The sequence below is a fragment of the Intrasporangium sp. DVR genome (assembly GCF_040365325.1).
GTDB lineage: Bacteria > Actinomycetota > Actinomycetes > Actinomycetales > Dermatophilaceae > Intrasporangium.
The window spans coordinates 147,859-173,442 of record NZ_BAABZW010000015.1; the positions used below are offsets into that span (position 1 = coordinate 147,859).

General features: G+C 70.6%; 28 protein-coding genes. 19 read left to right on the forward strand and 9 right to left on the reverse strand.

From position 1 onward, the window contains the following. Positions 1-39 precede the first annotated feature (39 nt). The 9 genes from ABWV20_RS11725 to lpdA all read left to right on the forward strand — a co-directional run bounded on the left by ABWV20_RS11725 (position 40) and on the right by lpdA (position 8,459). Complete coding sequence (locus ABWV20_RS11725; RefSeq protein ID WP_353355341.1) at positions 40-486, forward strand: hypothetical protein; 447 nt, start codon at positions 40-42, stop codon at positions 484-486. Next, positions 462-911 (forward strand): DUF4233 domain-containing protein, encoded by a 450-nt coding sequence (locus ABWV20_RS11730; protein ID WP_353355342.1) that lies wholly within the window; start codon positions 462-464, stop codon positions 909-911. Before ABWV20_RS11725 ends, ABWV20_RS11730 begins: the two co-directional genes overlap by 25 nt. Continuing rightward, entirely contained in the window at positions 908-1,330 is a 423-nt protein-coding gene (gene ndk, locus ABWV20_RS11735) for a nucleoside-diphosphate kinase (protein ID WP_353355343.1), read from the forward strand. The genes ABWV20_RS11730 and ndk overlap by 4 nt, the downstream gene beginning before the upstream one ends. A 114-nt stretch (positions 1,331-1,444) precedes the next feature. Next, positions 1,445-2,479 carry a rod shape-determining protein gene (locus ABWV20_RS11740; protein WP_353355344.1) on the forward strand — a complete coding sequence of 345 codons (1,035 nt, stop codon included), beginning with the start codon at positions 1,445-1,447 and terminating at the stop codon, positions 2,477-2,479. A gap of 7 nt (positions 2,480-2,486) precedes the next feature. Beyond that, positions 2,487-3,329: a rod shape-determining protein MreC gene (mreC, locus tag ABWV20_RS11745; protein WP_353355345.1), complete on the forward strand. Its 843-nt coding sequence runs from the start codon at positions 2,487-2,489 to the stop codon at positions 3,327-3,329. Further along, a complete protein-coding gene (locus tag ABWV20_RS11750) occupies positions 3,326-3,826 on the forward strand; it encodes a rod shape-determining protein MreD (RefSeq protein WP_353355346.1) in 501 nt (166 codons plus the stop codon). The genes mreC and ABWV20_RS11750 overlap by 4 nt, the downstream gene beginning before the upstream one ends. A gap of 34 nt (positions 3,827-3,860) precedes the next feature. Continuing rightward, positions 3,861-5,825 (forward strand): penicillin-binding protein 2, encoded by a 1,965-nt coding sequence (mrdA, locus tag ABWV20_RS11755; protein WP_353355347.1) that lies wholly within the window; start codon positions 3,861-3,863, stop codon positions 5,823-5,825. Between the two features lie 25 nt (positions 5,826-5,850). Beyond that, complete coding sequence (locus ABWV20_RS11760; protein ID WP_353355348.1) at positions 5,851-6,984, forward strand: FUSC family protein; 1,134 nt, start codon at positions 5,851-5,853, stop codon at positions 6,982-6,984. Between the two features lie 77 nt (positions 6,985-7,061). Continuing rightward, positions 7,062-8,459, forward strand: a complete 1,398-nt coding sequence (gene lpdA / locus ABWV20_RS11765) for a dihydrolipoyl dehydrogenase (RefSeq protein WP_353355349.1) — start codon at positions 7,062-7,064, stop codon at positions 8,457-8,459. Between the two features lie 99 nt (positions 8,460-8,558). Here lpdA and ABWV20_RS11770 read toward each other — a convergent pair whose 3' ends face one another. From ABWV20_RS11770 to ABWV20_RS11790, 5 genes are all read right to left on the reverse strand, one after another. After that, the gene (locus ABWV20_RS11770; RefSeq protein ID WP_353355350.1) at positions 8,559-8,816 is read right to left on the reverse strand and encodes a formate dehydrogenase subunit delta; all 258 of its coding nucleotides are present in this window, start codon (positions 8,814-8,816) and stop codon (positions 8,559-8,561) included. Next, positions 8,813-11,650, reverse strand: a complete 2,838-nt coding sequence (gene fdhF, locus ABWV20_RS11775) for a formate dehydrogenase subunit alpha (protein ID WP_353355351.1) — start codon at positions 11,648-11,650, stop codon at positions 8,813-8,815. Before fdhF ends, ABWV20_RS11770 begins: the two co-directional genes overlap by 4 nt. Continuing rightward, positions 11,647-13,194, reverse strand: coding sequence for an NADH-ubiquinone oxidoreductase-F iron-sulfur binding region domain-containing protein (locus ABWV20_RS11780; RefSeq protein ID WP_353355352.1), 1,548 nt, complete (start codon positions 13,192-13,194; stop codon positions 11,647-11,649). The genes fdhF and ABWV20_RS11780 overlap by 4 nt, the downstream gene beginning before the upstream one ends. After that, complete coding sequence (locus ABWV20_RS11785) at positions 13,191-13,664, reverse strand: NAD(P)H-dependent oxidoreductase subunit E (RefSeq protein WP_353355353.1); 474 nt, start codon at positions 13,662-13,664, stop codon at positions 13,191-13,193. The genes ABWV20_RS11780 and ABWV20_RS11785 overlap by 4 nt, the downstream gene beginning before the upstream one ends. Positions 13,665-13,809: 145 nt before the next feature. Continuing rightward, entirely contained in the window at positions 13,810-13,968 is a 159-nt protein-coding gene (locus ABWV20_RS11790; protein ID WP_353355354.1) for a DUF6131 family protein, read from the reverse strand. Between the two features lie 306 nt (positions 13,969-14,274). Here ABWV20_RS11790 and rpsO point away from each other — a divergent pair, with 306 nt between their 5' ends. From rpsO to dapB, 3 genes are all read left to right on the forward strand, one after another. Next, positions 14,275-14,544, forward strand: coding sequence for a 30S ribosomal protein S15 (rpsO, locus tag ABWV20_RS11795; RefSeq protein ID WP_353355355.1), 270 nt, complete (start codon positions 14,275-14,277; stop codon positions 14,542-14,544). A 161-nt stretch (positions 14,545-14,705) separates the two neighbouring features. Next, on the forward strand, positions 14,706-16,961 hold the full coding sequence (locus ABWV20_RS11800) for a polyribonucleotide nucleotidyltransferase (protein ID WP_353355356.1): 2,256 nt from the start codon (positions 14,706-14,708) through the stop codon (positions 16,959-16,961). 210 nt (positions 16,962-17,171) lie between these two features. Then, the gene (gene dapB / locus ABWV20_RS11805) at positions 17,172-17,936 is read left to right on the forward strand and encodes a 4-hydroxy-tetrahydrodipicolinate reductase (RefSeq protein WP_353355357.1); all 765 of its coding nucleotides are present in this window, start codon (positions 17,172-17,174) and stop codon (positions 17,934-17,936) included. Between the two features lie 132 nt (positions 17,937-18,068). Here dapB and ABWV20_RS11810 read toward each other — a convergent pair whose 3' ends face one another. Genes ABWV20_RS11810 through ABWV20_RS11825 form a run of 4 tightly spaced genes read right to left on the reverse strand, consistent with a single transcriptional unit; the run spans position 18,069 to position 20,162 of the window. Continuing rightward, positions 18,069-18,491 (reverse strand): MmcQ/YjbR family DNA-binding protein, encoded by a 423-nt coding sequence (locus ABWV20_RS11810; protein WP_353355358.1) that lies wholly within the window; start codon positions 18,489-18,491, stop codon positions 18,069-18,071. Next, positions 18,491-18,805, reverse strand: a complete 315-nt coding sequence (locus ABWV20_RS11815) for an AzlD domain-containing protein (RefSeq protein WP_353355359.1) — start codon at positions 18,803-18,805, stop codon at positions 18,491-18,493. Before ABWV20_RS11815 ends, ABWV20_RS11810 begins: the two co-directional genes overlap by 1 nt. Then, positions 18,802-19,545 (reverse strand): AzlC family ABC transporter permease, encoded by a 744-nt coding sequence (locus ABWV20_RS11820; RefSeq protein ID WP_353355360.1) that lies wholly within the window; start codon positions 19,543-19,545, stop codon positions 18,802-18,804. The genes ABWV20_RS11815 and ABWV20_RS11820 overlap by 4 nt, the downstream gene beginning before the upstream one ends. Continuing rightward, positions 19,542-20,162 carry a GNAT family N-acetyltransferase gene (locus ABWV20_RS11825; RefSeq protein WP_353355361.1) on the reverse strand — a complete coding sequence of 207 codons (621 nt, stop codon included), beginning with the start codon at positions 20,160-20,162 and terminating at the stop codon, positions 19,542-19,544. The genes ABWV20_RS11820 and ABWV20_RS11825 overlap by 4 nt, the downstream gene beginning before the upstream one ends. A gap of 80 nt (positions 20,163-20,242) precedes the next feature. Between ABWV20_RS11825 and paaA the strand changes: the two genes are divergently transcribed. The 7 genes from paaA to ABWV20_RS11860 all read left to right on the forward strand — a co-directional run bounded on the left by paaA (position 20,243) and on the right by ABWV20_RS11860 (position 25,482). Next, positions 20,243-21,298, forward strand: coding sequence for a 1,2-phenylacetyl-CoA epoxidase subunit PaaA (paaA, locus tag ABWV20_RS11830; RefSeq protein ID WP_353355362.1), 1,056 nt, complete (start codon positions 20,243-20,245; stop codon positions 21,296-21,298). Beyond that, complete coding sequence (paaB, locus tag ABWV20_RS11835; protein WP_353355363.1) at positions 21,295-21,615, forward strand: 1,2-phenylacetyl-CoA epoxidase subunit PaaB; 321 nt, start codon at positions 21,295-21,297, stop codon at positions 21,613-21,615. Before paaA ends, paaB begins: the two co-directional genes overlap by 4 nt. Further along, positions 21,612-22,388 carry a 1,2-phenylacetyl-CoA epoxidase subunit PaaC gene (paaC, locus tag ABWV20_RS11840; protein ID WP_353355364.1) on the forward strand — a complete coding sequence of 259 codons (777 nt, stop codon included), beginning with the start codon at positions 21,612-21,614 and terminating at the stop codon, positions 22,386-22,388. The genes paaB and paaC overlap by 4 nt, the downstream gene beginning before the upstream one ends. A 14-nt stretch (positions 22,389-22,402) precedes the next feature. Further along, a complete protein-coding gene (gene paaD, locus ABWV20_RS11845) occupies positions 22,403-22,906 on the forward strand; it encodes a 1,2-phenylacetyl-CoA epoxidase subunit PaaD (RefSeq protein ID WP_353355365.1) in 504 nt (167 codons plus the stop codon). After that, positions 22,907-24,028, forward strand: coding sequence for a 1,2-phenylacetyl-CoA epoxidase subunit PaaE (gene paaE, locus ABWV20_RS11850; RefSeq protein WP_353355366.1), 1,122 nt, complete (start codon positions 22,907-22,909; stop codon positions 24,026-24,028). A 110-nt stretch (positions 24,029-24,138) separates the two neighbouring features. Next, positions 24,139-24,954 carry a thymidylate synthase gene (locus ABWV20_RS11855; protein WP_353355367.1) on the forward strand — a complete coding sequence of 272 codons (816 nt, stop codon included), beginning with the start codon at positions 24,139-24,141 and terminating at the stop codon, positions 24,952-24,954. 63 nt (positions 24,955-25,017) lie between these two features. Continuing rightward, a complete protein-coding gene (locus tag ABWV20_RS11860) occupies positions 25,018-25,482 on the forward strand; it encodes a dihydrofolate reductase (RefSeq protein WP_353355368.1) in 465 nt (154 codons plus the stop codon). Positions 25,483-25,584 lie beyond the last annotated feature (102 nt).

Genomic DNA, 25,584 nt, shown 5'->3' on the forward strand with positions numbered 1-25,584 from the left:
GGGTTTGGCGGCCGGTCGACGCCACGTAGTCTGTGCGCCATGCACCCCGTCGTGAAGCTGGTCGTCATCCTGGCCGTCGTCGTGGTCATCGCCGTTCTCTACGGGCGCATCTTCGGTCGACGCGACGGCGAGCAGCGCTACGTCGGCCTGACCGACGCGGTGCGCACCAAGATCAGCCACGAGATCAGCGCCGGGCACAAGATCAACGCCGTCAAGATCTACCGCGAGGCGACCGGAGCCCCACTTCCCGACGCCAAGCGAGCCGTCGACTCGTGGTTCGTGCCCGGACAAGGACCCGGGGTCAGGGACGCCGCGGCATCCTGGACCGAGGGCAGGCTGACCGCCGAGGCACGCACGCGCATCAGCGAGCTCGTCCTCGCCGACCGTCGCGAGGACGCGATGGCCCTCTACGCCGAGGCGACCGGGGCCAGCGACTCCGAGGCGCAGGCGATCATCCGCTCGTGGGACACGACGCAGGACTACTGAGGACCGATCTGCGGATGCACCGTCTGGCCTTCTACGGGACCACCGGCACGTTCACCTGGCGCATGCTCGCCACTGTTCTCGTCGGTCAGTCCATCAGCGTCTTCTTCGGCGCCCTCGTCGCCCGCGCCCTGGCAGCGACCGGCCCCGACTCGGCCCGGTCGACCACCTACCTGCTCGTCGGCTCGGCCCTGGCCCTGCTCAGCGTCGTCGCGGCCGGACTGCTGCGACGACCGTACGGCGTGACCATCGGCTGGCTCGTCCAGGCGCTGACCCTCGCCAGCGCGCTCATCGTGCCGGCCATGGTCGTCGTCGGCGTCATCTTCCTCGTGCTCTGGGTGACCTGCCTCATCCTGGGCGGCCGGATCGTCGAGGCCCAGGCAGCCCGTGAGGCGGGCGGCGACGGCGTCGATAGGGTTGGCGAGTGACCATCGAACGCTCCCTCGTCCTCGTCAAGCCCGACGGTTTCCAGCGCGGCCTCACCGGTGAGGTCCTGCGCCGCATCGAGGCAAAGGGCTACACCCTCGTCGCCCTGTCCATCCTGACGCCGACCGTCGAGCAGCTGGCTGCGCACTACGCCGAGCACGAGGGGAAGCCGTTCTACGAGCCGCTCGTCGAGTTCATGAGCTCCGGACCAGTGGCGGCCGCCGTCATCGAGGGCCAGGACTGCGTCAAGGGCTTCCGCTCCCTGGCGGGTGCCACCAACCCCACCGACGCGGCACCCGGCACCATCCGTGGCGACCTCGGCCGGGACTGGGGGCTCAAGGTCCAGCAGAACATCGTCCACGGCTCCGACTCCACCGAGTCCGCCGCGCGGGAGATCGCCATCTGGTTCCCCGGGCTCTGACCACCGGGCCGAGCGGGAACGGGGCGAGCGGCGCGGGCAGGGCGAGCGGGACACCGCGAGGCCCTCGACCTCGAGGTCCACGATCCTGGCACCGGCACGGGGCACAATCCCGGTATGAGCCCGATCCCCGGACTGCGCCCCCTCGGGCGTGATCTGGCGATCGACCTCGGGACCGCCAACACCCTCATCCACGCCCGCGGACGCGGGATCGTGCTCAACGAGCCGTCCGTCGTCGCTGTGGAGGTCCACTCGGGCCGGCTGGTCGCGGCCGGGACGCAGGCCAAGGAGATGCTCGGCCGCGCGCCGGGGACCATCCGGGCGGTGCGGCCCCTGCGGGACGGCGTCGTGTCCGATGCCGACGAGGCCGAGCTGATGCTGCGGCTGTTCGTCGACCGGGTCCGCACCTCGCGCGTCGCCCGGCCGCGCATGGTCCTCTGCGTGCCCAGCGAGGTGACGGGGGTCGAACGCCGCGCCCTCGAGGACGCCGCCCTCCGGTGTGGCGCCCGCCGGGTCTACCTCATCGAGGAGCCGATGGCTGCGGCCATCGGCGCCGGCCTGCCGGTCCACGAGACGGCCGCCAGCATGGTGGTCGACATCGGTGGGGGAACCACCGACGTGGCCGTCATCAGCCTCGGCGGCATCGTCACGTCCGCGACGATCCGAGTCGCCGGGGACGAGGTGGATGCTGCCCTGATCAGCCACGTCAAGTCCGAGTACTCACTGCTGCTCGGGGAGAGCAGCGCCGAGGAGATCAAGCTGGCCGTCGGCTCCGTGTTTCCCCTGCGCCAGGAGCTGACGACGCGCGTGCGGGGACGCGACCTCGTGACCGGGCTGCCCAAGAGCGTCGAGATCGGCTCTGCCGAGGTGCGCCGCGCCATCGAGGGGCCGATCCTGCAGGTCATCGACCTGGTCCGCGCGACGCTTGACGTGTGCCCGCCAGAGCTCGCCGGCGACATCCTCGACCGCGGCATCACCGTGACCGGGGGTGGAGCACTGCTGCGCGGACTCGACGAGCGGATGCGCCACGAGCTCGGTGTGCCGGTGGTTGTGGCCGCCGACCCGCTCGACGCCTCGGTCCGCGGGGCCGGCCAGTGCGTCGACGAGTTCTCGAGCCTCGAGCGCGTCCTCGCGGTCAACCACAGGCACTGACGCCACCATGTCGCACCAGTCCAAGCGCCGCCTCTTCGGACTTCTCCTCGTCGCGACCCTCGCCCTCCTGGTGGGCGACCTGGCGGGCCATCCGGCTGCAGACGCCGTCCGATCGGCGTCCGGGACCGTGGTCGGCCCCGCACAGCGGTTCCTGGCCGGGGTCCGTCCCGACGACGTGGCCGAGCTGGCCGCCGAGAACGCTCGACTGCGCACCGAGACCGACCGCCTCGCGCGCGAGGTCGAGGTGCTGAGACAGACGAAGGAGCTCGTCGGGGCGGGCGCGATGACGCGCCGGACCGCGGTCATCGGGCAGGTCGTCGCCACCGAGATGAGCGGTGTCGGAGGAAGATCCTTGACCCTCGACGTCGGCGCGCAGGACGGCGTCGCCGTCAACTCGACGGTCGTCAACGCTGCCGGCCTCGTCGGACGGGTGGTCTCCGTCTCCCCGTGGACCAGCGACGTCCAGCTGCTCGGTGCCGCGCAGTCCGTCGTGGCCGTCCGGATCGGGGAGCGAGGACTGCTGGGCACGGTGGCGCCGGTCCCCGCCGGTGGGGGAGCAGACGACCCCACGCACCTTGCGCTCTCGATGGCGCAGCCCGGTGTTCCCGGCGTCGGTGACGTCGTGAGGACCCTCGGCAGCGTCGGCGGCCGCCCGTACGCCGCGGGGATCACCGTCGGCCGCGTGGTCTCCGTGCAGACCACTCCCGGCCGCGACACGGTGACGGGACGCGTGGCGCCGGCCGTCGACCGTGAGACCGTCGACGTCGTCGCCGTGCTCCTCCCGGATCCGCGGGCCGAGCCGCGCCCCGTCGTCGGCGAGGGCGCGGGACAGGTGGCTGAGGCGGGATGAGGCTCTCGCTGCTCGGGATCCTTCGCGCGGGCTACGTCCTCGGCGCCGCGCTGGTGATGACGACGTTGCTGCCCCGGCTCGGGGTGCCGGCTCCCTTCGTGCCTGACCTCGTGCTCATCGGAGTCGTGGCGAGCGCGGTCCTTCGCGGTCCGCTCCACGGGGCCCTCGTCGGGATCGCGGCCGGCTGGGTGCTCGAGCTGGTGCCCCCGGTGGGTGCGCCGCTCGGCCTGGTCGCGGTGACCCTGATGCTCGCCGGCGCCGTGGCGGGGGCGTTCCGGCGGACCTCCGCGGGATCGCTGACCAGGCCCGTGGCGGCTCTCGGGGCCGCGTCCGTGGTCGTCCTCGCGGGCCGGGCTGCGTCGGCTGTCGCGGCGGAGGGCGCCGTCGACCCGGTGGCGGCCGGCACGACGTTGGCCGCCACCCTTGTCGTCGGGGTGGTCGTCGTCCCGGCCATGCTGGCCGTCGACCGCGCCCTGGTGCGCAGGCGGCTCGGCTGACATGCGGCGATCCGGACGTCACAGTGGGGGGTGGGTGTCGGTCGCGCTCCTCGGCTCGCTCTTCGTGCTGCTGGTGGGCCGCCTCGGGCACGTGCAGCTCATCGAGGGTCCGCCCTCCGCGCAGGCGGCGGCCGGCCTGACCACTCGAGTCGTCACCGAGCACGCGACCCGGGGGTCGATCCTCGACCGCGACGGCCGCGAACTCGTCACCAACCGCTACACCACCACGGTCACTGTCCCCAGGTCGGTCCTGCTGGACGCGCCCGACGGTGGGCGGTCGCTCGTCGCCGCGGTGGCCACAGCTCTGCGGAGGCCGTTCGCGGACCTGTGGGGCAAGACCATGCTGTGCGGGACGACCGGCGCCCCAGCCGCACCAGCCTGCTTCAACGGCTCACCGTACGTCCCCATCCCGCTCGCCACGGACGTCGAGCCCCGTCGGGCGCTCAGCCTGCTCGAGCGTCCGGAGGCCTTCCCGGGGATCGGGGTGGCGGCCGAGCCCTCCCGCGACCATCCGCTCGCACGCGGCCTCTCCGCCGCCCACCTCGTCGGCTACGTGGCGCGTCCCACCGCCGCGGAGGTACAGGCGAGCGCAGGCTCGATCGACGACGAGGACCTGCTCGGGCGGGCAGGGCTCGAGGCAGCGTACGACGAGCAGCTGCGCGGCACGAACGGTCGCACCACGGTCTCCATCGACCCGCGCGGAGCCGTCACGGCCACCCTGTCGTCGGTGCCGCCGACACCCGGGCTCGACCTGCTGACCCACATCGACGCCGACATTCAGGGGTCCACCGAACGGGCCCTCGCCAGAGCCGTGAGCCGCGCTCGCGCCCAAGGACACACCGCGGACTCCGGCGCTGCGGTCGTGATGGACGTGACGACCGGCGCCATCGTCGCGGCGGCCAGCCACCCGACCTACGACCCGGGACTGTTCGTCGGCGGGATCACGGCCGACGAGCTGCGCCGCCTGACGAGCGAGAAGGCCGGGGCCGCGCTCCGCTCCCGAGTCATCGCCGAGACCTACCCACCCGCATCGACCTTCAAGGTCATCTCGGTGCCCGCCGCCGTCTCCGCCGGGGCCTCCCTCAGCGGCAGGTACAACTGCACCCCGAGCTACCGCATCGGCGACCACGTGTTCAACAACTACGAGTCGAGGGGCTACGGGCCGATCGACCTGCACCGCGCGCTGGTGGTCTCGTGCGACACCGTCTTCTACCGGCTCGCCCACCGCTCCTGGGTGGCGCAAGGGGGCATCTCCGCGCCGGTGACGCGGGTCGACCCGTTCGTGGCCATGGCCCGCTCCTTCGGACTCGGCCGAGCGACCGGAGTGGACCTGCCCGGTGAGGTGACCGGCACGATCCCGGACCGTCGATGGAAACGCGACTACTGGGAGGCGACGAGGGAGCAGACCTGCCGACGTGCCCGGACGGGCTACCCCGAGCTCCGGCGCGGCGACCGGGAGCGCGCGGCCTATCTCACCCGGCTGGCCAAGGAGAACTGCTCCAGCGGCTACCAGTACCGCGCCGGCGACGCCGTCAACCTGTCGATCGGCCAGGGCGACCTCGCCGTCACACCGATCCAGATGGCCGTCGTCTTCGCCGCCGTCGCCAACGGCGGCACCGTCTGGCAGCCACAGGTCGCCGCCGGGTTCCGTTCCAGCGCCGGCGTGGTCACACACATCCCGCCGCGGGCGGTGAGTCGCGTCCCCGTGTCGCGCACCGTCCTCGCGTATGTCCGGCGGGCCCTGGCGGACGTGACCCGGCCCGGGGGGTCGGCGGGGTCGGCGTTCTCCGGCTTCCCGCAGGGGGCCTACCCCGTGGCGGGCAAGACCGGCACGGGCGAGGTCTTCGGGGAGGAGGCGACGGCGTGGTTCGCCGGCTTCGGCCCGACGACTCGGCCCAGGTACGCCGTGGTCGTCGTGATCAGCCAGGGGGGCTCGGGCTCTCGCGTCGCCGCGCCGGCCGTGCGCGATATCTTCGATGCGCTCCGCCGCGACCGGTGATGTCCGACTCCCGGAGGATGGTCATGTGGACGACTACCTGAGATCTGATACCCGGGTCCTCGACGCCCTGGACCGGGCGTGGGACCGCAGCCGGGTGGGGCTGTCGACACGCGTGGGCCGCCTGCGCTCTCGCCTCTTCCTGGTGCTCCAGTGCGCGCTCGCCGCGGGCGCCGCCTGGTGGGTCGCGAGCGACGTGCTGGCCCATCCGACCCCGTTCTTCGCCCCCATCGTCGCGGTCGTCTGTCTCGGCATCTCCTACGGCCAACGGCTGCGCAGGGTCGTGGAGGTCGCGGTCGGCGTCGCGGTCGGTGTCTTCACGGCGGACGTCTTCGTCAGCGTCGCTGGCACCGGCGGGTGGCAGATTGCCGTCGTCGTGCTGGTCGCGATGACGCTCGCGCTGCTGGTCGGTGGCGGACCGATCCTCGTCACGCAGGCAGCAGTCCAGGGAATCGTCGTCGCGGCGCTCGCCCCGACCCCGGGGCAGGCCTTCGTCCGGTGGACCGACGCGCTCGTCGGCGGCGGTGTGGCCCTCGTCGCCGCAACGGTGGCTCCGCAGGCGCCGCTGCGACGGCCGCGGGTGGCGGCGGCCGAGGTGGCCCGCAAGATCAGTGAGCTGCTCCGGCGCGCGGCGGCAAGCGTCCGGGACGGAGACGTCGAGGCCGCCGCCGAGGTCCTCGCCTCCGCGCGAGAGACCGAGACGCTGTTGCGCGAGCTGCGCACGGCGGCGGACGAAGGGCTCTCCGTGCTGCACAGCTCGCCGTTCTCGCGACGCCAGGCCGTCGGCGTGCGGAAGATGGCGGACCTGATCGACCCGCTCGACCTCGCCATGCGCAGCACCCGTGTCCTGGTGCGCAAGGTCACCGTGGTGGTCGGGCGCGGGGAGCAGCTGCCCCCGGGCTACCGAGACGCCATCGACGAGCTGGCCGACTCGGCCGAGGTCATCGCGCGGGCGCTCGCCGAGAACGCGAGCCCCGAGATCGGCCGCAAGGCGGTGCTCGGTGTGGCGGTCGCGACCTCGCACCTGCCCCGCACCGACAACCTCGTCACCGAGACCGTGCTCGCCCAGCTGCGCTCGGTCGTCGTCGACCTGCTGCAGGTCACCGGGCTCGACGTCGACGAGGCGATCGCCGCCCTGCCGCGAGAGCGCCCCCGCGACTGAGCCCCGGCGCCGCCGGGTCTCGTGCCGTTGGCGGACAGGACCGTGGTCGCCAGATGCGCCCCGATAGGCTGTCGCCCATGGCTGATTTCGATGTCGTTGTGCTCGGTGCCGGACCCGGAGGCTACGTCGCGGCAATCCGCGCGGCCCAGCTCGGCAAGAAGGTTGCCGTCGTTGAGAAGCAGTACTGGGGTGGTGTCTGCCTCAACGTCGGCTGCATCCCCAGCAAGGCGCTGCTGCGCAACGCGGAGATCGCGCACATCATCACGCACGAGAAGAAGACCTTCGGCATCGAAGGTGACGCGACGATGTCCTTCGGGACGACGCACGCGCGCAGCCGCAGCGTCGCGGAGGCGAGCGCCAAGGGCGTCCACTACCTGATGAAGAAGAACAAGATCGAGGAGGTCGACGGCTGGGGCACGATCACCAGCGCCACCTCGATGGACGTCGCGCTCAACGACGGCTCCACGCGCTCGATCAGCTTCGACACCCTCATCATCGCCACCGGTGCCGTGGTGCGCATGCTTCCCGGGATGCAGGTGAGCACCAACGTCGTCACCTACGAGGAGCAGATCCTCGACGCCACCCTTCCCAGCTCGATCATCATCGGCGGCTCCGGCGCGATCGGTGTCGAGTTCGCCTACGTCCTCAAGAACTTCGGCGTCGACGTGACCATCGTCGAGTTCCTCGACCGGATGGTCCCGACCGAGGACGCGGACGTGTCGAAGGAGCTGTTCAAGCAGTACAAGAAGCTCGGCGTGAAGGTCATGCTCTCGACGGCCGTCCAGAACGTCGAGGACACCGGCTCCGGCGTCCGCGTCACGGTGAAGCCGGCCGCCGGGGGCGACGAGCAGGTCCTCGAGGCGGACAAGTTCCTCGCGGCGTTCGGCTTCGCGCCCCGGACCGAGGGCTACGGCCTCGAGAGCCTCGGTCTGAAGATGAGCGACCGCGGAGCCATCGAGGTCGACGGACGGTGCCGCACCAGCGTTCCGAGCGTCTACGCCATCGGCGACGTGACCGGCAAGCTCATGCTGGCGCACACCGCCGAGGCCATGGGCGTCGTGGCCTCCGAGACGATCGGCGATGCCGAGACGATGGAGCTCAACTACGACATGATCCCGCGGGCGACGTTCTGCCAGCCCCAGATCGCGTCCTTCGGCTACTCCGAGGCGCAGGCCAAGGAGAAGGGCTACAACGTCAAGACGGCGAGCTTCCCGTTCTCTGCGAACGGCAAGGCCCGTGGGATGGCCGAGGGCGTCGGCTTCGTCAAGATCGTCGCGGACGCAGAGCACAACGAGCTCCTCGGCGCCCACATGATCGGCCCTGAGGTGACCGAGCTGCTCCCTGCGCTGACCCTGGCGCAGCAGTGGGACCTCACCGCCGACGAGGTGGCCCGCAACGTCTTCGCCCACCCGACCCTCAGCGAGGCGATGAAGGAGGCCGTCGAGGGCATCGTCGGCCACATGATCAACCTCTGACTCCAGACGATTCGGCCGTATGCCGCTGGGCTCGGCCCCGCTCCGACGTCACGTCAGAGCGGGGCCGAGCCCAGCGTCGCGTGTGCACTCCGCCGGCATTCAGCCGCCGGACGGCTCGGCCACCTCGGCTCGGTCGACCTGGTCGTCGAGGTACGCCAGGGTGGCGGTGACGAGGAGTGGGTCGAGGCGCGTGTCGCCGGCCCGAACCCGTTCGGCGAGAGCCCGTCGCATCCGTGGTTCCCAGAACTTCTTCACGTGTGTCGCGACCGCGGTGGCTGCCTCGTCGGCGGGCAGGTGGCGCATCGCGCGGGCGATGTCGTTGCCCAGGCGGATCTCCGGGGGCAGTCCGGCGCTCACCGCGACCCCACTGCTTCGGCAGCCTGGGCGACTGCCTCGTCGCCGGCATTCGCGACACCGACCTGCACGGCCGTCACCTTGTACTCCGGGCAGTTCGTCGCCCAGTCGGAGTTCTCCGTGGTGACGACGTTGGCCCCGGTCACCGGGTGGTGGAAGGTCGTGTAGACCACTCCGGGCTGCATCCGCTCGGACACGAGGGCGTGCAGGCTCGTCGTGCCGACCCGGCTCGTCAGCTCGACCCGGTCGCCGGTGTGGATGCCGCGGACCTCGGCGTCGGCGGGGTGGATCTCGAGGACGTCCTCGGGGTGCCAGGTCTCGTTGGCGGTGCGGCGGGTCTGCGCGCCGACGTTGTACTGCGTCAGGATCCGCCCCGTGGTGAGGATGAGCGGGTAGCGACGACTCGTCGTCTCGGTCGTGGGCACGTAGACGGTGGGAATGAGCTTGCCCTTGCCGCGGACGAACTCGTCGACGTGCATGGTCGGGGTCCCGTGCGGTGCCCTGTCGTTGACGGGCCACTGCATGCTTCCCTCGGCGTCGAGGCGGGCGAACGACACGCCGGCGAACGTCGGTGTGGTCGCGGCGATCTCGTCCATGATCGCCGCCGCATCGGGGTAGGACATCGGGAAGCCCATCGCCGTGGCGATGTCGCAGACGATCTGCCACTCGTGCTTGCCCGTCCGGGGCGGCAGCACGGGCCGCACGCGGTTGAGGCGCCGCTCGGCGTTGGTGAACGTGCCGTCCTTCTCGAGGAAGGACGTGCCCGGCAGGAAGACGTGGGCGTACTTCGCCGTCTCGTTGAGGAACAGGTCCTGCACCACGACGAGCTCCATCGAGGTCAGGGCTTCGCGGACGTGGTTGAGGTTGGGGTCGGACTGCGCAATGTCCTCACCGTGGACGAACAGGCCCTTGAACGTGCCGCCGATGGCGGCGTCGAACATGTTGGGGATCCGCAGGCCAGGCTCCGGGTCGAGGGCCAGGCCCCACAGCGACTCGTAGATGCCGCGCACGTCGTCGAGGCCGATGTGGCGGTAGCCAGGCAGCTCATGTGGGAAGGAGCCCATGTCGCAGGAGCCCTGCACGTTGTTCTGGCCGCGCAAGGGGTTGACCCCGACTCCCTCCCGGCCGATGTTGCCGGTGAGCATGGCGAGGTTGGCCATGCCCATGACCATGGTCGAGCCCTGGCTGTGCTCGGTGACTCCGAGGCCGTAGTAGATCGCGGAGTTCGGACCGGCTGCGTAGAGCCGTGCGGCCGCACGGACCTGGGCGGGGTCGAGGCCGGTGGCTCCTGCTGTCGCCTCGGGGGAGTTCTCCTCGCCGGCGATGAACTCGAGGTACTCGTCGACGTTCTCACAGCGAGCGCGCATGAACGGCTCGTCGTGCAGTCCCTCGGTCACGATGGTGTGAGCCATCGCGTTGATGAAGGCGACGTTGCTGCCGGGGAGCAGCGGCAGATGGTGGCTGGCCTCGACATGGGGCGAGCGGACCAGGTCGATGCGCCGCGGGTCGGCGACGATGATCCGGGCACCCTCGCGCAGCCGCCGCTTCATCCTCGACGCGAAGACGGGGTGCGCGTCCGTCGGGTTGGCCCCGATGAGCAGCATGACGTCACAGTCGTCGACCGACTTGAAGTCCTGGGTGCCGGCCGAGGTGCCGAAGGTCTGGTTCAGGCCGTAGCCGGTGGGGGAGTGGCACACGCGCGCACACGTGTCGATGTTGTTGTTGCGGAAGGCGGCCCGGACCATCTTCTGGACGACGTACACCTCTTCGTTGGTGCAGCGCGACGACGAGATGCCGCCCACCGAGCCGATCCCGTGTCGGCTCTGGATGTCCTTGAAGCCATCAGCGATTCGCGCGATGGCCTCGTCCCAGGAAGCAGTGCGCCACCGGTCGTGGATCGTGTCGCGCACCATCGGCTCCAGCTGACGGTCGCGGTGGGACGCGTAGCCGTAGGCGAACCGTCCCTTGACGCAGGAGTGACCCTCGTTGGCCCCACCCGCCTTGCTGGGCATCATCCGCACGACGCGGGTGTGGTCACCGCTGCCCTGCACCTCGGCCCGGAAGGAGCAGCCGACGCCGCAGTAGGCGCAGGTCGTGTCGACCGACCGGGTCGGCATGCCGAGCTCGATGACCGACTTCTCCGTGAGGGCGTCGGTGGGGCAGGCCTGGACGCAGGCGCCGCAGGAGACGCACTCGGACTCGAGGAAGCTCGGTGCCCCACTCGCGGAGATGCGCGAGTCGAACCCGCGACCCTCCACCGTGAGGGCGAAGGTGCCCTGGGTCTCGGCGCAGGCGCGGACACACCGGGAGCAGACGATGCACGCCTTCGGGTCGTAGGTGAAGTAGGGGTTCGACTCGTCCGCTTGGTCGGACAGGTGGTTGGCTCCGCCCAGCCCGTAACGGACCTCGGCCACGCCGACCTCCCGAGCCAGTCCCTGCATCTCGCAGTTGCCGCGGGCGCAGCCTGGACAGTCGGCAGGGTGGTCCGAGAGGTAGAGCTCCATGACGCCCCGTCGCACCTGGCGCACCTGCTCGCTCTGGGTGGAGACGACCATGCCGTCGGCGCACGGCGTCGTGCACGAGGCGGGGGTTCCCTTGGCCCCGTCGATCTCGACGACGCAGAGCCGGCACGATCCAAACGCCTTGAGGGTGTCGGTGGCGCAGAGCTTGGGGATCTCGATCCCGGCCTCCTTCGCCGCGCGGAGCACGGAGGTCCCGGGGGCCACGTCGACCGCCACACCGTCGATGACGACACGTGCCGAGCGGGTGCCCGGCACCGGAGGCGTGCCGAGGTCCGGCTCGGGGGAGTACGTCTGCGGGGTGAGGAAGGTGGTCATGAGGTCCTCCTGTCGAAGTCCTCCGCGAAGTGTCGGATCGCGCTCTGCACGGGCATCGGGGTGAGGCCGCCCATGGCGCACAGGGAGCCCTTGGTCATCGTCGTGCACAGGTCGTCGAGGAGCAGCAGGTTCCGGTCCCGTTCCGAGCCGGCGATGATCCGGTCGATCGTCTCGACGCCGCGCTGCGACCCGACCCGGCACGGCGTGCACTTGCCGCACGACTCCTTGGCGCAGAACTCCATCGCGAAGCGAGCCATCCGGGCCGCGTCGAAGGTGTCGTCGAAGACGACCACCCCGCCGTGCCCCAGCATGCCGCCGGCCTCCAGGAGCGCTTCGTAGTCCATCGCGACGTCGAGGGCGTGCTCAGGCAGGTAGGCGCCCAGGGGACCGCCGACCTGCACGGCGCGGAGAGGGCGCCCGGAAAGGGTGCCGCCCCCGAAGTCCTCCACGAGCTCACGCAGGGATACCCCGAAGTCCGTCTCGACGATGCCGCCCTGGCGGATGTTGCCAGCAAGCTGGAAGACCTGCGTCCCGCGGGAGCGCCCAGATCCCAGGGCAGCGTAGGCCGCGCCGCCGTCAGCGAGGATCATCGGCACGGCGGCGAAGGTGAGCACGTTGTTGACCACCGTGGGCCGGCCGAAGAGACCTTCGATGGCCGGGATGGGCGGCTTGGCCCGCACCTCGCCACGCCGACCCTCGAGCGACTCGAGCATCGAGGTCTCCTCGCCGCAGATGTAGGCGCCGGCGCCGAGGCGGACGAACAGGTCGAAGGTCAGGTCGCTGCCCTGGATGCGCTCACCGAGCCAGCCGTGGGCGTAGGCGACGTCGATGGCCCGGCGGAGCGTCGCGGCCGCAGCAGGGTACTCGGACCGGCAGTAGATGTAGCCCTCGCGTGCGCCGACGGCGTGGGCCGCGATGAGCATTCCCTCGATCAGGGTGAAGGGGTCACCCTCTGCCAGCATCCGATCGGCGAAGGTGCCGCTGTCGCCCTCGTCGAGGTTGCAGCACACGAACTTGACGTCGGCCGACGCGTCGAGGACCGTCCGCCACTTGATGCCCGTGGGGAAGCCGGCGCCGCCACGGCCGCGCAAGCCGGATGCGGTGACCTCCTCGACCACCTCGGAGGGGTCCAGCTCGAGGGTACGGCGCAGCCCGAGCCAACCGCCGTGGGCCTCGAACTCGCCGATGCTGGTCGGCTCGATGACCCCGACCCTGCGGAACGACACCCGTCGCTGCCGGGCCAGCCAGGGGTGCTCGTCGACGACGCCGATGCACGCACCGACGTCTGCTCCCGACAGCATCCCCTCGGCGAGGAGTCCTGCGACGACGCCCGGAGTCACGTTGGGGTAGCCGACGCGACCCTGCGGGCCCTCGACCTCGACGAGCGGCTCGAGCCACAGCATCCCGCGCGACCCGGTGCGGACGACGCGAACCCCGTCGTGGGCGGCCAAGGCCTCAGCCACGGCGTCCGCCCCGACCGCGACGGCGCTGGAGTCCGCGGGGACGTAGACGGTAGTGCGAGCGTCGCTCATGGGAGCAGTCATCGGACCCACTCCTCACTCAGGGCGAGCAGTCGTTCGCGCGAGAGCCTCCCGTGCAGTCGCCCGTCGACCATCCCCGACGGGCCGAGGGCGCAGTTGCCCAGGCAGAAGACCTCGTCGACCTCGACGTCGTCGCGCTCAGCGAACTGCTCGCGTGCCTCGGCGTGCAGCCGCTCGGCCCCCACGGCCTGGCAGGCCTCCGCCCGACACAGCTGCACGGTGTGTGCGGGCGCGGGCTCGGTGCGGAAGTCCTTGTAGAAGGACACGACGCCGTGGACGTCGGCCATCGACAGGTTGAGCACATCGGCAATGGTCTCCACGTCCTGACGCTCGATGTGACCCAGCTCGGTCATGACCGCGTGGAGGACGACCATGAGGGCACCTCGGTCCGTGGCGTGCTGCTCGCTGAGCCGGCGCACCGTCTCGGTCCGTCGGAGGTCCAGCCCGCTCTCCGGGCTCGTCGCGTGCGTCATCGTGCTCCCGTCGTTGGGTTCCTCCTGAGTCTATGAAGGTCCGGACCAAATGGCACCGGGGCCCCCGGTGCTCGGTGCGCCACGACGCGGGACATGGAGACGCCCCCGCCGGAGCGGGGGCGTCTCCACGTCGATGTGCGAGCTGTTAGTACCAGAACTTCCGACCACCGACTGCACGGCCAGTGGCCCCGAGGATCCAGAGGATCACACCGATCACGATCAGGATGACCCCGATCGTAGCGAGGATGCTGAGACTCTTAACGAGCAAGCCGATGAGCAGCAGGATGAGTCCGAGGATGATCATGTGGCGCTTCGCTCCTTTTGAATTGGTGCCCCGAGCACCGTCCACGTACCCGCGCCCTCACGCATACAAACAGCGTCACTTCCACCCTCCCGTGGCCAACCCGGCGCGCCCGGCCGTCACCGCGTCCGACGGCCGGGCGGAGCCCGCCTCGTGCCCACGGGCGACGGGGCGACCGGCGACGATTAGGGCAGGTGGGAGGCCCGCTGTTAGGCTTGGCGATGCCGTTTGACCGGCCGCGGAGAGAGAGCGCCCAGGTGGACATGCCCTGGTGCACCGCGCAACGAGAAGAGAAGGAGTCGGTCGTCCATGCCATTGGAAGCTGACGTGAAGAAGCAGATCATGGCCGAGTACGCCACGAAGGACGGCGACACCGGCTCCCCCGAGGTGCAGATCGCGATGCTGACGCAGCGCATCAAGGACCTCACCGAGCACGCTCGGACCCACAAGCACGACCACCACAGCCGTCGTGGTCTCCTGCTGCTCGTCGGCCGCCGCAAGCGCATGCTGCGCTACCTCGAGGCGACCGACATCGAGCGCTACCGTGCGCTGATCAAGCGACTCGGCCTGCGTCGATGAACACGTGACGAAAGGCGGTCACCGCAGTCCTGCGGTGACCGCCTTTCGTCGTAGGTGAGGCGACCCGGCCCCGTCGCCGGGAGCCGCACCGGATGGAAAACCCCGCACACAACGACGATGTGCGTGGGCACGAAGAGAGAAAGAAAGCGAGGGCCCATTACATGGAGGGTCCAGACATCACCTTCACCGAAGCCGTCATCGACAACGGCAGCTTCGGCACCCGCAAGATCCGGTTCGAGACCGGACGCCTGGCCAAGCAGGCCGGCGGAGCCGTCGTCGCGTACCTCGACGAGGACACGATGATCATGTCGACGACGTCCGCGGGCAAGACGCCCAAGGACCAGTTCGACTTCTTCCCCCTCACCGTTGACGTCGAGGAGCGGATGTACTCCATCGGCCGCATCCCCGGCTCGTTCTTCCGCCGCGAGGGCCGCCCGACCACCGACGCGATCCTCACCTGCCGGCTCATCGACCGGCCGCTGCGCCCGACCTTCAAGAAGGGGCTGCGCAACGAGGTCCAGGTCATCATCACGGTGTTCGCCCTGAACCCCGACCACCAGTACGACGTGCTCGCCATCAACGCCGCGAGCGCCTCGACGCAGATCTCCGGCCTGCCCTTCTCCGGCCCCATCGGCGGTGTGCGGGTCTCGCTCATCGACGGCCAGTGGGTCGCGTTCCCGAACTTCTCGGACATCGAGCGGTCGGTCTTCGACATGGTCGTCGCCGGCCGCGTCGTGTCTGGTCCCGGTGGCGACGACGTCGCGATCATGATGGTCGAGGCGGAGTCCACCGACTCCACCTGGAACCTCGTCAAGAACGAGGGGAAGCAGGCGCCGACCGAGGAGGTCGTCGCCGAAGGGCTCGAGGCGAGCAAGAAGTTCATCAAGGCCCTCTGTGAGGCCCAGTCCGAGCTCGCGGCGAAGGCCGCCAAGCCAGTCGAGGACTTCCCGGTCTTCCTCGACTACGAGGACGACGTCTACGCCGCGGTCGAGGCCGCCGTCTCCGACGACACCGCCGCCGCGCTGACGATCGCGGGCAAGGCCGAGCGCGAGGGTCGGCTGGACGAGCTCAAGGCCTCCGTCAAGGCCCAGCTCGCCGAGCAGTTCGACGGTCGCGAGAAGGAGGTCTCGGCTTCGTTCCGCGCGCTGCAGAAGAAGCTGGTCCGCCAGCGCATCCTGCGCGACAAGGTCCGCATCGACGGCCGTGGCCTCGCCGACATCCGCGCCCTCGGCGCCGAGGTCGAGGTGCTGCCGCGCGTGCACGGCTCGGCGATCTTCGAGCGGGGCGAGACCCAGATCATGGGTGTCACGACGCTCAACATGCTCAAGATGGAGCAGCAGCTCGACACGCTGTCGCCGCAGACGCGCAAGCGCTACATGCACAACTACAACTTCCCGCCCTACAGCACGGGTGAGACGGGCCGGGTCGGCTCGCCGAAGCGTCGCGAGATCGGCCACGGTGCCCTCGCGGAGCGCGCCCTGATGCCGGTGCTGCCGACGCGTGAGGAGTTCCCCTACGCGATCCGTCAGGTGTCCGAGGCCCTCGGCTCCAACGGCTCGACGTCGATGGGCTCGGTGTGCGCCTCGACGCTGTCGCTGCTCAACGCCGGCGTGCCGCTGCGCGCCCCGGTCGCGGGCATCGCGATGGGTCTCGTGTCCGACGAGGTCGACGGTGAGACGCAGTACGCCGCGCTGACCGACATCCTCGGCGCGGAGGACGCCTTCGGCGACATGGACTTCAAGGTCGCCGGCACCAAGGAGTTCGTCACCGCGATCCAGCTCGACACCAAGCTCGACGGCATCCCGGCGAACGTCCTCGCCGGCGCGTTGACCCAGGCGCGCGACGCTCGCCTGCACATCCTGGACGTCATGGCCGAGGCCATCGACGTGCCCGACGAGATGAGCCCGTTCGCTCCTCGGATCATCACGGTCAAGGTGCCGGTCGACAAGATCGGTGAGGTCATCGGCCCGAAGGGCAAGATGATCAACCAGATCCAGGACGACACGGGCGCCGACATCTCCATCGAGGACGACGGCACGGTCTTCATCGGCGCGGTCGACGGCCCGTCGGCCGAGGCGGCGCGGGCGGCGATCAACGCGATCGCCAACCCGACGATGCCCGAGGTCGGCGAGCGCTTCCTCGGCACGGTGGTCAAGACGACGACGTTCGGCGCGTTCGTCTCGCTCCTGCCCGGCAAGGACGGCCTGCTGCACATCTCCGAGGTGCGCAAGCTCGTCGGCGGCAAGCGGATCGACAACGTCGACGACGTCGTCAAGGTCGGTCAGAAGATCCAGGTCGAGCTCAAGGAGATCGACCCGCGCGGCAAGCTCTCGCTCGCCGCGGTCCTGCCCGAGGGCGAGCAGTCGGACGGCGCGTCCGACAACGCCGAGCAGGCCGAGGCCCCGGCTGACGCCTGATCGTCCAGCACAGGTTCGTGGCCCGTCGCCCCTCGTGGGTGGCGGGCCACACCCTTGTGACCGTATGCCGCTGGGCTCGCTCCCGATCGAGAGAGCCGTTCGCGACACCCAGCCACCCACCCACCCACCCACCCACCCACCCACTCGATCGAGAGAGCAGTTCGCGACACGCGACGTGCTCTCTGGGTGGCCGTCGATAGGGTTTGGGTCGTGACGGACATCAAGGTGGCGGTGATCGGTGCGAGCGGCCGGATGGGATCAGAGGCGGTCAGGGCGGTCGAGGCGGCGGACGGGCTGCGGCTGGTCGGCGCCTATGGCTCCGGTGACGACCTCGGCGACCTCGCCGGCGCCGACGTCGCGGTCGAGCTGACCGTTCCCGCCGCGTCGCCGGGCAACGTCGCGCACTGCGTCGAGCGAGGCATCCACGTCGTCGTCGGGACCACCGGGTGGGACGACGCCCGGCTCTCTGCACTGAAGGACCAGCTCGATGCCGCGCCGCCCTCGAGCTCCGGCACCGGAGTCGGGGTGCTCATCGCTCCGAACTTCGCCATCGGTGCTCTCCTGATGATGTCGTTCGCCGCCAAGGCCGCTCCGTACTTCGAGTCGGTCGAGGTCATCGAGCTGCACCACCCGAACAAGGTCGACGCGCCCTCCGGCACCGCCGCCCGGACTGCGGGCCTGATCGCCACCGCTCGTGAGGAGGCCGGGCTCCCGTCGGTGCCCGACGCCACCACGCACGATCCCGACGGCGCTCGCGGAGCTGAGCTCAGCGGCATCCGGGTTCATTCGGTTCGGCTGCGTGGGCTCGTCGCCCACCAGGAGGTGCTCTTCGGCAACGTCGGCGAGCAGCTGACCATCCGGCACGACTCCTTCGAGCGCGCTTCCTTCATGCCGGGCGTCATCGCCGCGGTCCGCGCGGTGGCCGACCACCCGGGCCTCACGGTGGGCCTGGAGAAGTACCTCGGCCTCGACTGACACGTAGGTGTTCCTGTCACGTGGGCAGGGTGAAGCGGGGTCCTCTCTGGCCGGAGGGTGACGAACCCGACCACTGCGGCCCCGTCGATGACGGACGACGGCCAGCCGACCCGGTCACTGGGCAGGACCCTCTCAGCGTGAGCGTGGACCGTCCGCCTCTGGGCGGGGCCGCCCCGAGGTGTCCCGGGCCTCCGGTGCGGTGTCACCGAGCAGCTCGGCGGGCGCGCGCATCCGCCACGCATCGGAGACGAGCTCCGCCAGCCGGTCGACATCGACCGCCTCGAGACGCAGCATGACGAGTGGCCAGCCGTCGTACGCCGGCGTCGTGAAGAAGAGCTCCGGTTCCCCGAGCAGCAGCGCCTGCTTCTCGGCCTCGTCGCCGACGAAGAGCACCGCGATGTCGGTCCGAATGACCCGTCGCCGGCCCGGGACGCGCTCGGGATAGGACCAGACGAACCCCTTGTTGCCGACGCGGAAGTCGAAGCCCTCGCTGTCGATCTCCTCGACGTGCGGGAGCGACACCGCGAGCCGCCGGACGTCGTCGGCGTCCGCCATCAGGCCCAGCCGAGAGCCCGCAGGCCGCCGGCCGTCGCAGCCCCGAGGACGACGACGACGATGAACGGTGCCCGCAGCAGCAGCGCCACGATGGCGACGGCAACCGCCGCCAGACGCGCGTCCAAGGTCCAGGCGCCCCCTTGGCCCGTGAGCGTCTGGATGGCGACCAATGCGGCGAGCAGGGCGATCGGCAACGCGGCGGTGACGCGCTTGACGTGCGGCTCGGCCAGCAGGTCAGCCGGCACGAGGTAGCCGGCCAGCTTCAGCCCGAACGCGATCGCTGTCGCGATGAGCACCGCCGCCCACATGGTCATGGCTGCACCTCCGACTCCGTCGTGTCGCCGGGCACTTCGACCTCGGCACCCTGCGCCGCCTGACGGGGCCGCCGCCAGGCGATGAAGGCGGCCAGCGCGGCGACGATGACGGGGACCCCGGGCGGCGTGGCCGGAGCGAGGAGGACCGCGACGACCGCGGCGACGACCGCGATCGCGACGGCGTCCCGGCTCTTCAGCCGGGGCCAGAGCAACGCCGTGAAGGCCGCGCAGGCCGCGGCGTCCAGACCCCAGGCCCTCGGGTCCCCGAGGGCGTTGCCGACGAGGGCGCCGACGAGGGTGGTGAGGTTCCACAACGCGAAGACCGTCACCCCGGTGAGCCAGAAGCCGAGGCGTGCCGCCTTGACGTGGGACTGGGACACCGCCACCGCCGTCGACTCGTCGATGGTGATGTGGGCCGCCGCGAGCCGCCGCGCCCCGCGCACCCCGAGCAGCTGGGTCAGCTCGAGGGCGTAGAGGCCGTTGCGGATGCCGAGCAGGGAGGAGGCGGCGATCGCTGCAGGGGCCGCGTGCAACCCGGCCGACACGATGCCGATGAAGGCGAACTGCGACCCCCCTGTGAACATCAGCAGGGAGAGCGCGCAGGTCTGCCACACGTCCAGACCGGAGGCGACCCCGAGGGCGCCGAAGCTGATGCCGTAGGCGCCCGTGGCGATCCCGACGGACAACGCCTCCTTGACGACGACCCGCCGCTCCTCGGTCGGGAGGCCCCCAGCGGTCACGGGTTCTCCTCGAGCAACGCCGACAGGCGGACCTCGGTGGCGGTCTCGTCCTCCCTGCCGATGACGCGCTCACGATGCGCCCCGTCAGGGGCCATGCCGGCAGCGACGAGGAAGGCCCGCGGCTGCTCTGCGGACGCAAGCAGCCACGCCGTGAGCCGGTCCCTGCCGCGCGCTCGCGCCGTGTCGACGACGGCGTGGAGCAGGCGCGAGCCATGGCCCTGCCGGCGTGCCTCAGGATGCACGCCGAGGACGAGCAGCTCGGCGGTTCCCTCATCGGCGTCGGGGTCGTCGGACGCCCCGACGGCCGCGAAGCCGACGACCTGCTCGCCCGCGCAGGCGACGAGCAGCACCCCGTCACGGGACGCATCGCCCTCGAGCGCCGTGCGCCATGCGCTCGCGAAGGCCTGCGGCTGGAACTGCGCGGTCACCTCGGAAGGGAGCTCAGCGGCATACGCCTCCCGGAAGACGACCGCCTGGACGAAGCCGACCGCGGGGGCGTCCGAGGCGCGCGCGACGCGGACGCTGGCGTCGGCGAGGGGGCCGGGACCGTCATCGTGCGGGTGCGAGTGGGAGTGATCGTGGGAGTGGTCGTGGGGCGGGTCGGGCGGTTGGCTCACTCCGGCATCGTCTCAGGCGGCTCGCCCCGGCCGGAGGGGCCACTTTGGCGGGACTGGTGTGCATCTCGCATACTGGACGCATGTATGGCAATGACGTCATCGACCCGAACGAGCCGTTGAACGCGGCCGAGACGGGCGCCTTCGACGAGGCACTCGCGCACGAGGACCGACGCGAGCAGGTCGGAGGTGACTTCGATGCCCTCATCGCCGCCGACCAGCGGATCGAGCCGCGGGACGCGATGCCGGAGGAGTACCGCCAGACACTGATCCGGCAGATCGCCCAGCACGCCCACTCCGAGATCATCGGCATGCAGCCCGAGGGCAACTGGATCACCCGGGCGCCCTCGCTGCGCCGCAAGGCGATCCTCATCGCCAAGGTCCAGGACGAGGCCGGCCACGGGCTCTACCTCTACAGCGCCGCCGAGACGCTCGGCATCGACCGCGCCGAACTGCTCGACCGGCTCCACAACGGCAAGCAGAAGTACTCCTCGATCTTCAACTACCCGACGCTGACCTGGGCCGACTGCGGGGCCATCGGCTGGCTCGTCGACGGCGCCGCGATCATGAACCAGGTCCCGCTGTGCCGGTGCTCCTACGGGCCCTACGCCCGCGCGATGATCCGCGTCTGCAAGGAGGAGAGCTTCCACCAGCGGCAGGGTTTCGAGATCCTCTGGAACCTCATGCGCGGCACCGAGGCGCAGCAGGCGATGGCCCAGGACGCCGCCAACCGGTGGTGGTGGCCGTCGCTGATGATGTTCGGCCCGCCCGACACCGCCGACACCGCCGGCGCGGCCCCCAAGTCCTCACACACCGAGCAGTCGATGGCATGGGGCATCAAGCGCTTCTCCAACGACGACCTGCGCCAGAAGTTCGTCGACATGATGGTGCCGCAGGCGGAGAAGCTCGGCATCGTCCTCCCGGACCCTGACCTCAGGTGGAACGAGGAGCGGGGCCACTACGACTTCGGGCCGATCGACTGGGACGAGTTCTGGCGCGTCCTGCGCGGTGACGGTCCGTGCAACGCCGAGCGCATCACCCAGCGGCGCCGCGCCCACGAGGAGGGCGCCTGGGTGCGTGAGGCCGCCAACGCCTATGCCGCCAAGCACGAGAGCCACGAGACGAGAGGAGCCGCGTGACTGCGCACCCGGAGAAGCCCGCCGACAGGGCGAGCGAGAGGAGCTGGCCGCTCTGGGAGGTGTTCGTCCGTGGCAAGCGTGGGCTCTCCCACGTCCACGTCGGCTCGCTCCACGCCCCTGACGCGCAGATGGCGCTGCGCAACGGTCGGGACCTCTACACACGCCGACAGGAGGGCGTCTCCCTGTGGGTCGTCCGAGCCTCCGACATCGTCGCGAGCAGTCCGGAGGAGAAGGACTCCTTCTTCGACCCGGCGGCCGACAAGGTCTACCGACACCCCTCGTTCTACGAGGTGCCCGAGGACGTGGAGTACCTGTGAGCGCCAGCGCGCCTGCAGCGCAAGGCAACCCAGCGGCATACGTCCTGGGTCTGGCCGATGACGCCATGGTCTACGCGCAGCGGCTGGGGGAGTGGATGACCAACGCCCCTCAGCTCGAGGAGGACATGGCGCTCGGCAACATCGCCCTCGACCTGCTGGGACAGGCGAGGGCCCTCTACCCGCACGTCGGCTCGCTCGACGGCACCGGGCGCAGCGAGGACGACTTCGCGATGATGCGCGACGAGCGCGACTGGCGCAACGTCCACCTCGTCGAGCAGGAGCGGGGCGACTTCGGGCGCGAGATGGCGCGACTGCTGTGGTTCTCCGCATACCAGAGAGAGCTGTATGCCGCTCTGCTCGCTTCCAGCGACGCCCTCCTCGCGGGCGTGGCGGGCAAGGCGCTCAAGGAGGTGCGCTACCACGTCGACCACGCGGCCCAGTGGGTCGTGCGGCTGGGGGACGGCACCGAGGAGTCCCACCAGCGGATGCAGGCGGGCCTGGACTGGGCCCTGCCCTACCTGTCCGAGCTCTTCCACGACGACGACGCCTCGGTGGCGGCCGCGAGCGCCGGGGTGGGTGTCCTGCCCTCGTCGCTCCATGACCGGGTCGTCGGGTGGGTCGGCGCCGTCGCCGAGCAGGCGACCCTGACGCTGCCGGATGAGCCGACCTGGCGAGCGCGCGGCGGTCGAGCAGGCGTGCACTCCAGGCCGATGGGCTACCTGCTCGCCGAGATGCAGCACATCGCGCGCTCCCACCCCGGCGCCACGTGGTGAGCGCGGTGCTGACCATGTCGACGAGAACGGCTGTGACGGAGGCGATCTCCGAGATCCCTGATCCGGAGATCCCCGTGATCACGATCCTCGACCTCGGCATCCTGCGCGACGTCGAGGTCGACGACTCCACGCGGTCCCTCGTCGCCACCATCACGCCGACCTACTCCGGCTGTCCCGCCATGGAGGCGATCACCGATCGCATCCGGTGGGAGGCGCAGGCCCACGGCTACCGGGCGGACGTCCGCACCCGGCTGTCACCGGCATGGACGACCGACTGGATGACCGACCGCGGCCGGGCCGAGCTGGCCCGCTTCGGCATCGCCCCGCCGGGCCGGGCCGAGGGCGAGTCGCAGCGTCGCGGCCCGGTCCCCGTCCAGCTGCAGCGGCACGTCGTCGCCTGTCCCCACTGTGGCTCGGACGACACCGCCGAGATCGCCCACTTCGGCTCGACCGCGTGCAAGGCCCTGCGCCGCTGCAATGCGTGTCGGGAGCCCTTCGACGAGTTCAAGGCCATCTGAATGACCGACCTGACCACCGAGGGCGCCCCCGCCCGCCATCGGGCACGCTTCCACGAGCTGACCGTCTCCGACGTCGAGCGCCTCACCGACGAGTCCGTGGCCCTCACCTTCACCGTGCCGCCGGAGCTCGCCGACGAGTACCGCTTCGAGCCGGGGCAGCACCTGACGATCCGGGCCGTGCTCAACGGCGAGGAGGTGCGCCAGTCGTACTCGATCTGTCAGTCCCGGGGCACGGCGTCCGCCACCGGCTCGCTCCGGGTGGCTGCCGCGCGCGTGCCCGAGGGCCGGATGTCGACCTGGCTCAACGAGGTCGTCGCACCCGGGGACGTGCTCGACGTGATGACGCCGCTCGGCAGCTTCACCTGTGCCACCCAGCCGGCCGCGGCCCGCCACCACGTCGCCATCGCCGCCGGATCGGGCATCACCCCGGTCATGTCGCTGCTGACGACGGCGTTGGAGGAGGAGCCCGTATCCCGGGCGACGCTCCTCTACGGCAACCGGAAGACGAGCTCGATCATGTTCCTCGAGGAGCTCGAGGACCTGAAGAACCGCTTCCCCGGGCGGTTCCACCTCGTGAACGTGCTCTCGCGGGAGACGCAGGACGTCGAGCTGTTCAGCGGTCGGCTCGACCCGGATCGGCTCGAGCGGATCTTCGCCGTCCTGGTCCCGATCGGCTCGGTGGACGAGTGGTACCTCTGCGGCCCCTTCGGCCTCGTGACCGGCGCCGAGGCCCTGCTCAAGGAGCGGGGAGTGGACCCGCACCACATCCACCACGAGATCTTCCACATCGACGACGGCACCGAGCCGAGGCGCAAGGTGGTCGTCGACGAAGCGGCGCCCCCGGAGGCCACCGTCACGGTCAACCTCGACGGCCGGACCACGGTGATCCCGATGCCGAGCCGAGAGGAGAGCATCCTCGACGCCACGCTGCGGGTGCGGCCCGACGCCCCCTACTCGTGCACCAACGGCGTCTGCGGCACCTGCAGGGCGCGGCTCGTGTCGGGGGAGGTGCGGATGGACCGCAACTATGCGCTCGAGCCGGAGGAGGTCGAGGCCGGCATCGTGCTCGCGTGCCAGAGCCACCCGGTCACGGAGCAGGTCTCGCTCGACTACGACGCCTGAACCGGTGCTGCGGGGGCGGCTCCGGGTCACCGGACGCCGCGCACCCAGCCGCCACCAGGACCCAGCGCGGCCTCGCGCCCAGAGGCCGGGCTCACGGCTAGGCTGCGGCTGTGCGGCAGTACCTCGACCTCCTCGACCACGTCCTGACCACCGGCCAGGAGAAGTCCGACCGGACCGGGACGGGCACCCTGAGCGTCTTCGGGCACCAGATGCGCTTCGACCTCGCCGACGGCTTCCCGGCCATGACGACCAAGCGCCTGCACCTGCGCTCGATCATCGGCGAGCTGCTGTGGTTCCTGCGCGGTGACACCAACGTCCGGTGGCTGCAGGAGCGAGGCATCTCCATCTGGGACGAGTGGGCCGACGACAACGGCAACCTCGGGCCGATCTACGGATACCAGTGGCGCTCCTGGCCGACGCCCGACGGACGTCGGGTCGACCAGATCGCCAAGGTCATCGAGCAGATCCGCACCAACCCCGACTCCCGGCGGCACATCGTCTCGGCGTGGAACGTCGCCGACGTCGACGACATGGCCCTGCCGCCCTGCCACACCCTCTTCCAGTTCTACGTCCACCCGGCGACCGAGCCGGGAGCGCGCCGCCGGCTCTCGTGCCAGCTCTACCAGCGCAGCGCCGACATCTTCCTCGGCGTGCCGTTCAACATCGCCAGCTACGCCCTGCTCACCCAGATGGTGGCGCAGCTGACCGACCTCGACCCGGGTGAGTTCGTCCACACGCTCGGGGACGCGCACCTCTACCTCAACCACCTCGACCAGGCCCGGCTCCAGCTGACCCGCACGCCGCACCCGCTGCCGACGATGCGGATCACCCCCGGCAAGACGGACATCGACGAGTTCGACCTCGACGACTTCGAGCTCGTCGACTACGTCGCAGACCCCGGCATCAAGGCGCCCATCGCGGTGTGACCCGGCGCGGAGCCGGCGCGCTGGCCGCGAGACGGTGAGGCGCGGACCTGACACAGTGGCTCCATGACGAACGTGACGATGATCGCGGCCGTCGGCCGCAACGGCGTGATCGGCGACGGGTCCACGATGCCCTGGCACCTCTCCGACGACCTCAAGTTCTTCAAACGCACCACGATGGGCCACCCGATGATCATGGGCCGGCGCACGTTCGAGACCATGGGCGTGCTCCCCGGTCGGCGGAGCATCGTCGTGACCCGCCAGCCCGAGTGGCAACACCCCGGGGTCGAGACCGCTCACTCGCTCGCCGAGGCGCTGAGCCTGGCCGGGCCGGCCGACGAGGTGTTCGTCGTCGGTGGGGGAGAGGTCTACCGGGAGGCGATGCCGTATGCCGCTCGCCTCGTCATCACCGAGGTGGACCAGTCCCCGGAGGGCTCGGTCACCTTCCCCGAGATCGACCGAGAGCAGTGGGCGGAGACCGAGCGCGAGGACCACGACGGCTTCTCGTGGGTCACCTACCTCCGTCGCTGACCCGCCGGAAGGTCGAGGGCAGAAAACGGGCCGAGGCCGTGTAACGCCAGCTCCCGCCGTGCGATGGAAGAGGTGGCGAGGCACTACTCGGACCCCCGAGCG